At 60.3% G+C, this 12684-nt stretch carries 7 protein-coding genes; 5 read left to right on the top strand and 2 right to left on the bottom strand.

The window, feature by feature from the left end:
• The first annotated feature begins 77 nt into the window (after positions 1–77).
• The 3 genes from FME97_RS12395 to FME97_RS05080 are packed head-to-tail and all read left to right on the top strand — an operon-like array spanning position 78 to position 5033.
• The gene (locus FME97_RS12395) at positions 78–218 is read left to right on the top strand and encodes a hypothetical protein (protein ID WP_162502054.1); all 141 of its coding nucleotides are present in this window, start codon (positions 78–80) and stop codon (positions 216–218) included.
• A 12-nt stretch (positions 219–230) separates the two neighbouring features.
• Positions 231–3362: a SusC/RagA family TonB-linked outer membrane protein gene (locus FME97_RS05085; RefSeq protein WP_141428178.1), complete on the top strand. Its 3132-nt coding sequence runs from the start codon at positions 231–233 to the stop codon at positions 3360–3362.
• A 12-nt stretch (positions 3363–3374) separates the two neighbouring features.
• On the top strand, positions 3375–5033 hold the full coding sequence (locus FME97_RS05080) for a RagB/SusD family nutrient uptake outer membrane protein (protein ID WP_141428177.1): 1659 nt from the start codon (positions 3375–3377) through the stop codon (positions 5031–5033).
• Positions 5034–5361: 328 nt separating this feature from the next.
• Here FME97_RS05080 and FME97_RS05075 read toward each other — a convergent pair whose 3' ends face one another.
• Positions 5362–7311, bottom strand: a complete 1950-nt coding sequence (locus FME97_RS05075) for a glycoside hydrolase family 97 protein (protein ID WP_141428176.1) — start codon at positions 7309–7311, stop codon at positions 5362–5364.
• A 248-nt stretch (positions 7312–7559) separates the two neighbouring features.
• Here FME97_RS05075 and FME97_RS05070 point away from each other — a divergent pair, with 248 nt between their 5' ends.
• Positions 7560–8513, top strand: a complete 954-nt coding sequence (locus tag FME97_RS05070; RefSeq protein ID WP_232522937.1) for a helix-turn-helix domain-containing protein — start codon at positions 7560–7562, stop codon at positions 8511–8513.
• Here the strand turns inward: FME97_RS05070 and rhaM are convergent.
• The gene (gene rhaM / locus FME97_RS05065; RefSeq protein WP_141428175.1) at positions 8476–8790 is read right to left on the bottom strand and encodes an L-rhamnose mutarotase; all 315 of its coding nucleotides are present in this window, start codon (positions 8788–8790) and stop codon (positions 8476–8478) included. The two genes, FME97_RS05070 and rhaM, sit on opposite strands and share 38 nt — an antisense overlap.
• Before the next feature lie 821 nt (positions 8791–9611).
• On the opposite strand from rhaM, the gene FME97_RS05060 reads away from it, so the two are divergent.
• On the top strand, positions 9612–12680 hold the full coding sequence (locus tag FME97_RS05060) for a SusC/RagA family TonB-linked outer membrane protein (protein ID WP_232522957.1): 3069 nt from the start codon (positions 9612–9614) through the stop codon (positions 12678–12680).
• Positions 12681–12684: the final 4 nt, after the last annotated feature.

The raw sequence follows: 12684 nt of genomic DNA, 5'->3' as shown, positions 1-12684 counted from the left end.
CGGAAAAATCCGAAAAACATCTACTTTTATACTACGACCGGATCCGGAACCCCTGTGCTTTTGATTCATGTATCAATATGTTGAAAACCAGTGAAATGAATCTTTATAAATGCTTTTCCTCCTCCACGCTTTTTCCGCCGAGGCGCATCGTCGGCACGCCGGATTCCGGTCCGGCCGTCACCGGAATTCCGGATATCTTCGAAACCCCATTAACCTAAATTATTGATCCTATGCAAGAAATTCTGACTCTGATTTGCCGGTTCCGCCTTCCGGGGCGGACGCGTCTGTTCGCGGCGCTGTTCGCGTTCGGACTGCTGCTGACCGGCGGACCCGCGACGGCGGGCAGTTCCGCATCTGCGGACGACGGACGAACGCCGAGGACCGGAACGGTCAAGGACAGCCGGGGCAATGCCGTCGGCGGTGCGACGATCGTTATAGAAGGTACGACGCTCGGTGTGACGACCGATTCCGAGGGCGGCTTTTCGATTGATGCCGCACCTGAGGACGTGCTGCTGGTGAATTTCATCGGATATGCTTCGCAAAGCGTTCCCGTAGGGGTGCGAAGCCGTTTCGAAATCGTGCTGGAGGAGTCCGCGACAGCCATCGACGAAGTGATGGTGGTGGGCTACGGTACGCGCAAAAAGACGACGCTGACCGGTTCGGTGGTTTCGGTCAAAGGTGAAGAGATCGCCTCCAGCCCGGCCATTGATGTCGCTTCCTCGCTGGCGGGACGTCTTCCGGGCCTGATCGTGAACGCCCGTGCGGGTGATCCGGGTGCTCCCGACACGCAGATATTCGTCCGCGGCCGGGGCACGACGGGCGACAACTCGGCGCTGATCATCGTGGACGGCGTCGAACGGGGAGACATCAGCAAGATCAACCCCAATGACATCGAGAGTATCAACGTGCTGAAGGATGCCGAGGCGGCTATCTACGGTTCGCGTGCGGCCAACGGAGTGATTCTCGTGACCACCAAGCGCGGTGCGAAAGGCCGGGCTGTCGTCAATTTCTCCTACGACCAGGGCTTCCAGCAGCCGACGCGAACTCCGAAGATGGCCGATTCGTACACCTTCGCCAGCGTGGCGAACGAGATGGCCGTTCTGCGCCATTCCGACCCCAACAGCGATCCTGTACTGCCTTATACGCCCGAGGACCTGGCCAAATTCAAGGCCGGTAAGGAGCCGGGATATCGCACGACCGACTGGTATCGCAGGACCATGCACAAGTGGGTTCCGCAGCACCGCACGAATGTTTCGGTGTCGGGCGGTTCGGACCGCATCAATTACTTCTTTTCGGTCGGTGAGCTGATGCAGCGCGACCGTTTCAAGGAATCGAGCGGCAAGTACCGCCAGTACAATGTCCGTTCGAATATAGACGTGAAGATCGCCCGGAGCCTGACCATGGGACTGAATCTGGCCGGAACGTTCGACAAGCGCCACGTACCCTATTTTTCGAGTACCGAGATGGCAAGCCATATCTTCCTCTATCATCCTTATTGGGAGACCTACTGGCCCGGAACGAATTATCTCAAGCCGTTGCGCGGAGACCAGAACTGGGTGAACATGGTGAGCGACAACGCCGGATATCACGACTTGGAGAACAAGAAGTTCCAGGGAACGCTCTTTCTCAAGTGGGAAGTGCCCTGGGTCAAGGGGCTGATGCTGGAGGCCAGCGGCAGCTACGACACGTTGCACGAGTACTGGAAGACCTTTCGTACACCCTCTTATGTCTACCATGAGGACGGCGAGGGCGGTTACGTGAAGAAACTCGACGGCATGGGCCCTGCGAAGGCGCAGCTCACCGACCGCAGTGAAATGTCCTCGCAGACCTACTTCTTCGCCAAGGTCTCCTACAAACGCTCCTTCGGCGACCACAACCTCGATGCGTTGCTCGGCTACGAACAGACCACCACTGACGGCTGGTATCTCGAGGGTTCGAAAACCGACTTCGCGTCGCCGTCGCTGCCGGTGCTCAACGTTGGCCCCGCGGACCAGACCAAGTGGGGATTGGGTGGTTACAGCAGCGAAAACGCCCGCCAGAATGTTTTCGCCCGCGTCAATTACGACTACAAAGGCAAGTATATGGCGCAGGTGACCATGCGTATCGACGGTTCGGCGATCTTCCCCGAAGAGGACCGCTTCGGATACTTCCCGAGCTTTTCGGCCGGCTGGCGCATTTCCGAGGAGACTTTCATGAAGTCCGCGGATTTCATCGACAATCTGAAGCTGCGCGCCTCGTGGGGTATGATGGGAAACGACCGGGTAGCGGCCTTCCAGCACATGATGACCTACAATTACGGCAACAACTACGTAATCGGCGGTTCCGACGTGCAGGGCCTGCAGGAGACCCGCGTACCCAATCCCGGCATCACGTGGGAAGTGTCCAAGACCTGGAACTTCGGCCTCGAGGCGTCGTTTTGGAACAGCAGACTTTGGATGGAGTTCGACTTCTTCCGTTCGGTGCGCGATCACCTGCTGACGACGCGTAACAAGAGCGTGCCCGAATATACGGGCATGACGCTCCCGAACGAGAATATCGGTAAGGTGCTCAACCGCGGTTTCGAGCTGGTCATCGGCCACCGCAACCGGGTCGGCGAGTTTGGCTATTCGGTCACGGGCAACCTCAACTTCGCCCGCAATAAGGTGCTCTTCATTGACGAGGCCCCTGCGGCGGAGCCTTACCAGATGCTGACGGGCAATCCGATCGGTTCGACGCTCTTCTACGAGGCGATCGGTATTTTCCAGGACCAGGCCGATCTGGACAGCTATCCGCACATGGGCGGTGCGCAACCGGGCGACCTGAAGTTCCGCGATGTCAATAAGGACGGCGTGCTCGACTCGAAAGACCGCATCCTCGTCACACAGACGAAGATTCCGGAGATCACTTTCGGCCTGAATTTCACGTTCAATTGGAAAAACTTCGACCTTTCGCTGCTTTTCCAGGGTCAGCAGAACTCGAAGTTCTACATGGAAGGCAACGAGGACTTCTTCAAATACATGGACGACCAGTGGGGTAACTTCCTGCAATGGCGTGCCGACGGCCGCTGGATTCCCGGGGCGGACAATACGCATGCCACGCAGCCTCGCGGCGGCCAAAGCGGCGTGAACACCACGGATCGCAACACGCACTTCATGTTCAGCGGAAACTTCCTGCGTTTCAAGAACGCCGAGCTGGGCTATACGCTGCCGAGCCGGATTGCCGAGAAACTGCGTATGGGAGGTATTCGGATTTCGCTGAGTGCTAATAATATCTGCTTCCTCTACGACGGACTGAAGGATCTGGGATACGACGGCGAGGCCTCCTCGTTCTGGAACTATTCGATCTGCCGGACGATCAATGTGGGCATCAATCTAACCTTCTAAACAGACACAGCCATGAAAAAATACATGATTTGTTTCGTGTCGGCTCTGGTCCTCGGCTTCTCGTCGTGCGACCTGATGGACCTCAAGCCGCTCGACCAGCTTTCCGAGGAGGATGTCTGGAACGACGAGGAGTTATTGCAACTCTACGTGAACGGATGTTACAACGCCCTGCAACACGGCTACCGCTATACGGACATGATGGGCATTTACTGCGATGAGATGTATACCCGTTCGAACGACGGCCGCGTCGTCGAGTATCTCGCCGGGACCATGGATGCAGACAACATTACCGGCATGGGCATTCTTAACTACTGGTCCACGGCCTATTCCTATATCCGCAAGATCAACACCTTCCTTGAAAAGGCCGAGGCCGGTTCCGTTCCCGAGGAGGTGAAACGTCCGATGATCGGGGAAATGAAGTTCATCCGGGCCTATATCTATGCCGAGCTGATCTGGCGCTACGGCGGCGTGCCCATCATCGAGAAGGTCTATGGCCTGAACGACGATTTCGGCGTTGAGCGCGCCTCCTACGACAAGTGCGTGGAGTTCATCCGGAATGAACTGATCGAGGCGCAGAGGATGCTGCCCGAGCAGCAGCCGGCATCGGAGCAGGGCCGTGCTTCGGGCGATGCCTGCCAGGCTTTACTGGCCCGCGTGCTGCTCTATTGGGCCAGTCCGCTGAACAACCCGACGAACGACAGGCAACGCTGGACCGATGCCGCGAATGCGGCCTGGGCATTGATCGACAAGCACTACCGTCTGATCGACGACTATGGCGACGTCTTCCTCTCGTGGAACGACGAGGTGATCTTCGCACGTGCCTTCTCGCAGGCCAATTCGACCGAGTTCGCTACTTGGGCGGGCCGCAGCGGTGACAACGGCCAGGGTGTGATCACGCCGACGCAGAACATGGTGAATGCCTACGAAATGCAGGCCACCGGACTGCGTCCCTACGTTGAGCAGGCGGACGGCACGCTGACACTCAACGCCGGTTCGGGGTACGATCCCGCCAATCCCTATGCAGGCCGAGACCCGCGTTTCTATGCCTCGGTGCTTTACGACGGCAGCGTGTGGATGGGCCGTGAGACCGAGATCTTCTACGGCGGTCTGGACGAGGCGAATAGCAAGGTCTCTTCGCAGCCGTGGAACGCCACGCAGACGGGGTACTATCTGCGCAAGTTCCTCGACGAGTCGATTCCGCCCACAGGATCGAGCGTCAAGATGACCTCGCCATGGATTTTCATGCGCTATGCGGAGGTGTTGCTCAATTACGCAGAGGCGAAATTCGAGGAGGGCGACGAACCGACGGCGCGGTTTTACCTCAAACAGGTGCGTCAGCGGCCGGGCGTGAACATGCCCGAGGTCAAGGATTCGGGCGATGCGCTCCGGGAGCGCATCCACAACGAGCGGCGCGTGGAACTGGCCTTCGAGCACCACCGTTTCTTCGACGTGCGCCGGTGGAAGGTCGCCGAGCGGACCGAAACGTTCCCGTTGCAGAAGATGGTCATCACGAAGGACGAGACCAGCGGGACTAAGAACTATGACATCCAAATACTGAAGAACCGTGAATTCCGGTCCTATCAACTCCTGCTGCCGATCCCGCGGACGGAGATCGAGAAGAGCCTCAATACGCTCGAACAGAACGATGGATACGTGAAGACGGCCGAGTGATCCGTCCTGTCGGACGGACGTGTGCATCCCCCGGAGTTTCGGTTCCGGGGGATTTTTCGTCCCGGCGTCGGAAGGTCTCCGGCCAGGACCGTATTTTCCGGAGACGGGCGGGGTTGAGTTCCGGCCGTGCGGCGTGCGGTGCGTGCGCACGGTGTTTTTGGCAGAGGACGGTCCGATTATGTCCCGCATTCGCGGCGGCTTCCGGTAGAGCTTGCGGGACAGCTTTCCGGCCGGGTGGAAGGATGGCGTTTCGGAGCGTCCGTGCCGGTAAAAACCGGCCCCGGACTTTTCGGAAAGTCCGGGGCCGTCGTCTGACTGCGGGGCGCAGTTATTCGATCACGGCCGTCCAGCCGCCGTTGCGGGCCATCCGGACGGCGATCGTGTCGCCGCGGCGCACCTGCTGCTCCTTTTTCCGGTAGTCCATCGCCTGCCGGAAGGCGTTGATGCCGTCTTCGAAGCTGGTCATGCGGTAGTCTCGGTCCCCGGCGAGGAAGTCGAGGGGAATTTCGAACTCCGCGTCCTGCGGATCGTCGCCCGCACGGATGGCCCCGAGATACCACTTCGCGCCCTTGCGTTTGGCGACGACGACATGTTTCCCGGCTTCGGCCCGCAGCGCGCGGGTCTCGTCCCACGTGACGGGCACTTGGCTGATGAAGCGCGTGCACTCCTCTTCGCGGTAGTAAAGCGTCGGGTTGTCGGCCAGCATCTGGAGGCCGGTTTCGAACAGCACGAACAGCGCCATCTGGTAGGCCCGTGTCCCGATGCTCGCCGCGTTGGGGCGGTTGCCGCAGTAGGCTTCGGGCTGCATGCTGATCATCGCGCCCGGGGTGTAGTCCATCGGGCCTACGGCGTTGCGGATGAAGGGCAGCCAGAGCGAGTTGGCCGGCGTGCAGCCGCCCATGTTCTCCATGCCGCGCACCCCTTCGTAGGCCAGGACGTTGGGGTATTTGTACTCCAGCCCCGCCGGCTTGAAGGCTCCGTGGAACGCCACGACCATCCGGTGCCGCGCCGCCTCGGCGGCCACGCGTTCGTAGTAGTTCACCATCCACTGGTCGCTGCGGTCCATGAAGTCGATCTTCACGCCCCGGACGCCCCATTCGCTCAGCCGTTCGAACAGGTCGAAGTGTTTCTCGACGGTCAGCCACGTGAGCCAGAGGATGACGCCGACACCGCGTTCCTCGCCGTAGCGGATCAGTTCGTGCAGATCGACCTCCGGATTGGGGGTGTAGGGATCGCGCGTGTCCTCGGCCCACCCTTCGTCCATGATGATGTAGGGAATGCCGAAGCGGGCGGCGAAGTCGATGAAGTATTTGTAGGTAGCGGTGTTGAATCCGGCCACGAAATCGACGTCGGGGCCGTAGGGCGACGCGGCGTTCCAGAACTCCCAGCTGACCTGCCCCGGCTCGATCCACGACGTGTCGCCGAGTGCGCACGGCTCGGCCAGCCGGGCCGTCATCGTGGTTTCGACCAGGTCGCCGTCCTCGTCCGCGAGGACGAAATAACGCCACGGGAAGGCTCGTTCGCCCGTCGTGGCGGCGATGCAGCCGGCCTCTTCGAGGATGCGTACGCTCCGGTCGCCCGTCTCCTCGGTGCGGAGCGGCATTTTGGGGAAGACGCCCCGCATGCCGTTGGCGCCGTCGCCCGTCAGGAAGAGGCAGGGATAGTCCGTGAGGGAGGATTCGCTGACGAGGATTTTGTAGCCCCGTTTCGTGTCGAACAGCGCCGGGAGTACGGCCAGCCGGCCGGCCGTGCCCCAAGAGCGGGTTCCGACCTCCTCGTAGGCCTCCTCGTAGCCGGTCCGGAAACTGCCGGGCTGTTGCAGGACCGCCGTCGAGGCGTCCGGCAGGCGGAGGGCGAACTCCTCGCCGAGCACCTCGACGGGGCCCTCCGTGTCGGAGAGGAAACGGTAGGCCACGCCGTCGTCGTAGGCCCGGAACTCCACGGACCAGCCGCCGCGGAAGTCGAGCCGCAGCGTATTGCAGCGGTCGCGGATTTCGGAGAACTTGTAAGCCACGGCGGGGCGGAACGTGCGGTCGATCGAGCCGCTCCGGTGGCGCACGAGGTGGAGCGGGCCCGCCGTGCCGCCGCGGTCGAGCCGCAGGCCCAGGCGGCACTCTTCCAGCAGCGGGATTCCGTCGCCGCGGACGGTGTAGGCGATCCGTTCTCCGACGTCGATCGCGAGGGCTATCCGCCCGTCGGGCGATTTGAGTTCGAAGTTCTTGGCCGGCAGCGCGGCGCACCAGAGCAGTCCGAGCAGGACGAGACAGGTTTTTTTCATACGGCTTCGTGGTTTGAAAGTTTTCACAAAGTTGCCGCCGGAAGGTCCTTTCCGGCGTGCGGAATTTGATCTTTCCGCCGGGCAATCTGTTCGGATCGCGCCGCGCCGGGGACGGTCCGGGCCGGTCTGTCGCCGCACGGCGGCGCGGCGGGCCGGTGCGGCGGAACGTTTCTTGCCGGGTTTTTCGGAAAATTGCGTATATTTACCCCGGAATACCGGCGGAACGCTCGCCGGAAAACGACACCGACATGCCGAAACAGACCTCTTTCAAATACCTCGTGTGCAGCGGTCCCGACCGGTTGTGGGGAATCACCGTAGACACCGTGGGGGAGTACTCCGTCGAACCCGGATACACGGTTTACCCTCCCCCTTCGGCGGGGCATCCCGACGATTACTATTTCAACGTGGACCGGGGCCGGATACTGGACAACTACCAGTTGATCTACATTACGCAGGGCCGCGGATGGTACAGGGACACCCCGGGCGGCGAGGCGCTCGAGATCCGGGCCGGAACCATGCTTATCATTCCGCCCTACACGTGGCATAGCTACTGTCCCGATCACCGGACCGGCTGGCACGAGTACTGGATCGGATTCCGCGGCGAGCATGTGGACGACCGCTACAACAACGGATTTTTCAGCCGCGGGCGGATCATCCATCCGATCGGGCTCCGCGAGCACATCATCGACCAGTACCGCGAGGCGCTCGACATCGCCCTTCGGGAGAAGACCGGCAGTCAGCAGGTGCTGGCGTCGATCGCCAACATCATCCTTTCGTACGTCATCTATTACGATCTCAACGACACGGGCCGCGACATCGTGGCCGAGAAGATGGACCGGGCGCGGAGCATCATGCGCGAGAACATGCTCGCCGGCATCACGCCCGAAGAGGTGGCCGGGCGCATCAACATGAGCTATTCGTGGTTCCGCAAGACCTTCAAGGAGTACACCAACGTCTCCCCGGCGCACTACATCATGCAGTTGCGGCTGCGGAAGGCGAAGCTCATGCTGCTCAACTCGTCGCTGAGCGTCAAGGAGATCGCCTACGAGCTGCGTTACGAGGATTCGGCCTACTTCTCGGCGATCTTCAAGAAGTACGTCGGCTGCTCGCCCTCCGAGTACAGGGCCGGATGCATCTCCGGCGCGGCGCAGGGCGGGACGCCGGCTACTCCATGTAAAACAACTCGGGAAGTTCCTCGCTGACGGGTGCATTGTCCGCCTCGACGACAATGACGTCGGCCATGTAGTCCCACCAGCGGCGCACCAGCGCGTTGTCGGTCATCTCCTGCGAACCGGTCCCGCCGCGGGTTTTCTGCACGGCGAACAGCGTGTCGGTGGCCCGGTCGAGGAAGATCGAGTAGTCGTACACGCCCTCTTCGCGGAGCTGGTGTACCAGTTCGGGCCATATCTCGGCGTGTCGGCGGCGGTATTCCTCCTCCATGCCCGGTTTGAGGTACATCTTGAATGCCTTGGATTTCATCGTGTCGGATCTTTTCACGGCAAATTTACACGGACGGCTCCTTTCCGCAGGGGGCGGTTTTGATACTAATGCCCGAAGAAATGACTTCGCGGCGGCCTGTCCGCGGGCGGCCGCGGATGCCCTGCCGTTGAGGGGCCTGCGGTGCGGACGGGGCCTTTCGTGTTCCGGCCTGCACCTCTCTCCCCGCCTCCCTTGCGAAAGACCTTGCGGTGCGGTCGCGGGCTTTTCGCCTCCCGGTCCCGGTGCGGGCGAGCCCCCCCCCGCTTGTCGGCGGCCGGGCTTTTCCGGACCGGAAGCCGGTGTCGGACATTCCGCGCGGAAAAATACTGTTTTTCCGTATTTCCCGGAAACGCCGTCTTCGGAGTGTATTATTAAATAATTTATAAATATAGGCTGCGGATTCGAAACCGAAAAGAGCCTCCGCGTCCTGTTTCGGGGCGTTTCGGACTATTAAATAATAGGTATGCGGCCGACGGCCCCGCTTTCCGGCGGAGCGGTCCGGCGCCGGGAAACGCGGAATCCGCTCTTTTCGGAGGCTCCCGATTCGTAAGTAAAAAACGATAAATTTTACGTATTTTTTTTGGTTTAAGGAAAAAATGTTACATTTGAACTGTAAAACGTATCGTATCATGTGATTTTAGAATGAATGGCGCTTTGAGACATTCCGTTTAGAATGAAAGGCGCGGATAGTATAAAAAAGGGGCCGGGCGCCCCGTTTGTGTCAAATTACGAGTTTTAATTTATGTTCAACCAAAACCTGATTACTTATGTGGAAATTTACAAAACGAATGCTCTTTAGCTGCGTTGCTTTTTTAATGGCAATGTGCATCGTGGAGCCTGCTACCGCTTTGCGGGCGAATGCGCAGGGGGGGGGTAACGGAACCCTCGAAGGTGTGGTCAAGGACGCCTCCGGCCCGCTGCTCGGGGCCACGGTGATCGTGAAGAACACCACGCGCGGAACGACGACCGACATGGACGGCAAGTTCTTCCTGGACGGTCTTCAGAACGGCGACGTGCTCCAGGTGACCTACGTGGGATACGATCCCTACGAGGTGGCCTATGCGGGGCAGACGGCGCTGGAGATTCTGATGCAGGAGACCGCCAACCAGCTCAACGCCGTGGTCGTGACCGCCATGGGCATCGAGCGTCAGTCGAAGACGCTGACCTATGCGGCCGAAACGGTGGGCGGCGACGACGTGGCCGACATCAAGTCGATCAACATGATCAACTCGTTGCAGGGCAAGTCGGCCGGTTTGCAGATCACCCCCAACTCGACGGGTGCGGGCGGCTCCTCGAAGATCCTCTTCCGCGGTAACAAGTCGATCAGCGGCTCGAACCAGCCGCTGGTGGTCGTGGACGGCGTGCCCCTGATGATGAACACCTCCTTCGGTGAGGACGGTCTGGCGAGCCAGGTGAAGAGCAACTACGGCGGCGACCGCGACGGCGGCGACGCCATGTCCACGATCAACCCCGACGACATCGCGTCGATCTCGCTGCTGAAGGGCGCATCGGCCGCCGCGCTCTACGGAGCCGTGGCCGCCAACGGCGCCATCATGATTACGACCAAGTCGGCTTCGGCGGGACGCATTTCGGTGAGCGTGTCGAGCAACACGACGATCGACACCCCGATCTCGCTGCCCGATTTCCAGAACACCTACGGCTCGGCCGACCAGACCTACAGTTGGGGCGGCAAACTCTCGTCCAAGGCCCCCAACTATGCCAAGGAATTCTACCAGACGGGCTGGACGACCAACAACTCGGTGTCGATCAACGGCGGTTCGGAGAACCTGCGCGCCTACTTCTCCTACGGCAACGTGTCGTCGGGCGGCATCACCCCGGAGAACGACTATTCGCAGCACACGCTCAACTCGAAGGTGGGCTTCGACCTGTTCAACGACCATGTGAAGGTGGATTTCACGGCCAAGTACGTCAATCAGCACGTGGCGAACCAGCCGGCCGCCGGTTGGCTCTTCAACCCGATGACGGGCGCCTACCTCTTCCCGCGCGGCGAGGACTGGAACTACTACAAGAACAACTACGAGGTGTACGATCCCACGCTCAACGCCAACGTGCACAACTGGGTGAACACGTCGCTCGAACAGTTCGACAACCCCTACTGGATTCTCAACCGGCAGAAGCCCATCTCGGAGCGTAACCGCTACGAATTCGGCGGACAGATCAAGTACCAGATCATCGACGGCCTCTCGGTGACGGGCCGTATGCGCTACGAGCGTTCCGACGACAACTTCAAGCACAATCTCTACGCCTCTTCGACGGCCAACCGCTATCCGATGGGCCGCATGAAGGACAACCGCTACTTCAGCGAGCAGCTCTATGCCGACGCGCTGGTGCAGTACAACCACACGTGGGGCGATTTCTCGCTCAACGCCACGGCCGGCGCCAGCATGATGCGCACGCAGTCGAGCAACGTGGATCTGTGGGCCGAGGGTACGAAATTCTCGATGACCGACGGCAAGCCCAACGGCAACGTCATGTATCCCAATATCTTCAATCCGGCCAACTACTATGCCAACATGGCCAAGCAGGGACTGACGCGCAAGCGTCTGAACGCGGTCTTCGCAACGGCCACGTTCGGCTACAAGGACGGCCTGTTCCTCGACGTGACGGCGCGCAACGACTGGTCCTCGACGCTGGCCTTCACCGACAGCTATTCGTTCTTCTATCCTTCGGTAGGCGCCAGCCTGTTGCTCGACCGCTTCGTGGACATGGGCAGCAACATCGACCTGTTCAAGTTCCGCGCATCCTATTCGATCGTGGGTAACGACGTGCCGGCCTACATGACCAACCCGCTCTACACGCTGGGCTCGCAGGGCGCCATCACGCCTCCCGAGAAGGCTCCGTTCCGGACGCTCGAACCCGAGAAGACCCACTCGTTCGAGGCCGGTTTCGACGGCGAATTCTTCCAGCACCGGCTGCATGTGAACGCCACCTATTACAAGACCAACACCAAGAACCAGTTCTTCGCCATCACCACGCCGTGGGGCACGGGATACCGCCAGCAGTACGTGAACGCCGGTAACGTGCAGAACCAGGGCTTCGAACTGTCGCTGGGCTGGTTCCAGGACTTCGGCAACGAGTTCACGTGGTCCACCGACCTGAATCTCTCCTACAACGACAACAAGATCATCGAGCTGGTGGACGGCCTGCAGGACGGCCTCTCGCTCTCGAACTTCGGCGGCGCGCAGGTCGTGCTGAAGGAGGGCGGCCACTTCGGCGACCTCTACGTGCGCCACGTCATGCACGACGAGAAGACCGGCAAGATGCTCGTGACGGACGTCAAGGACGACAAGGGCAACGTACTCTATTCGGTTCCGACGCTCTCGGGCGAGGGTATCACGGACCTGAAATATGTCGGCGACATGAACTCGAAGGTGAACATGGGCTGGAACAACACGTTCCGCTACAAGGACTTCTCCCTGAGCTTCCTCATCGACTTCCGCTTCGGCGGCAAGGTGCTCTCGATGACCGAGGCCGGTCTCGACGCCTGGGGCGTCTCGCAGCGCACGGCAGACGCCCGCGACAAGGGTTACGTGGTACGCGAGGGCGTCCGGTTCGACAACGTCGAGGAGTATTACAAGGCCATGGGCGCGCTGAACTACAACGCGCAGTACAACAACGAGGATTACGTTTACGATGCCACGAACGTCCGTATGCGCGAAATCTCGTTCGGCTACACCTTCCGCGACCTGTTCGGACAGTCGAAGAATCTGACGCTGTCGCTCATCGCCCGCAACCTCTTCTTCTTCTACAAGGATGCGCCGATGGACCCCGACGTGTCGATGGGTACGGCCAACGGCGTGCAGGGCTTCGACATCTTCAACCTGCCCACCACCCGCAGCTTCGGTCTGAATGTCAAACTTAACTTCTAACAAA

This window comes from Alistipes dispar (assembly GCF_006542685.1).
Lineage (GTDB): Bacteria > Bacteroidota > Bacteroidia > Bacteroidales > Rikenellaceae > Alistipes > Alistipes dispar.
This window is presented reverse-complemented; position numbering and strand designations above follow the sequence as displayed.

What these genes read in the sequence shown, in the direction of transcription:
- FME97_RS12395 (WP_162502054.1), top strand. Translation starts at nt 78, where the DNA reads ATGTTGAAAACCAGTGAAATGAATCTTTATAAATGCTTTTCCTCCTCC.
- FME97_RS05085 (WP_141428178.1), top strand. Translation starts at nt 231, where the DNA reads ATGCAAGAAATTCTGACTCTGATTTGCCGGTTCCGCCTTCCGGGGCGG.
- FME97_RS05080 (WP_141428177.1), top strand. Translation starts at nt 3,375, where the DNA reads ATGAAAAAATACATGATTTGTTTCGTGTCGGCTCTGGTCCTCGGCTTC.
- FME97_RS05075 (WP_141428176.1), bottom strand. Translation starts at nt 7,311, where the DNA reads ATGAAAAAAACCTGTCTCGTCCTGCTCGGACTGCTCTGGTGCGCCGCG.
- FME97_RS05070 (WP_232522937.1), top strand. Translation starts at nt 7,560, where the DNA reads ATGCCGAAACAGACCTCTTTCAAATACCTCGTGTGCAGCGGTCCCGAC.
- rhaM (WP_141428175.1), bottom strand. Translation starts at nt 8,790, where the DNA reads ATGAAATCCAAGGCATTCAAGATGTACCTCAAACCGGGCATGGAGGAG.
- FME97_RS05060 (WP_232522957.1), top strand. Translation starts at nt 9,612, where the DNA reads ATGTGCATCGTGGAGCCTGCTACCGCTTTGCGGGCGAATGCGCAGGGG.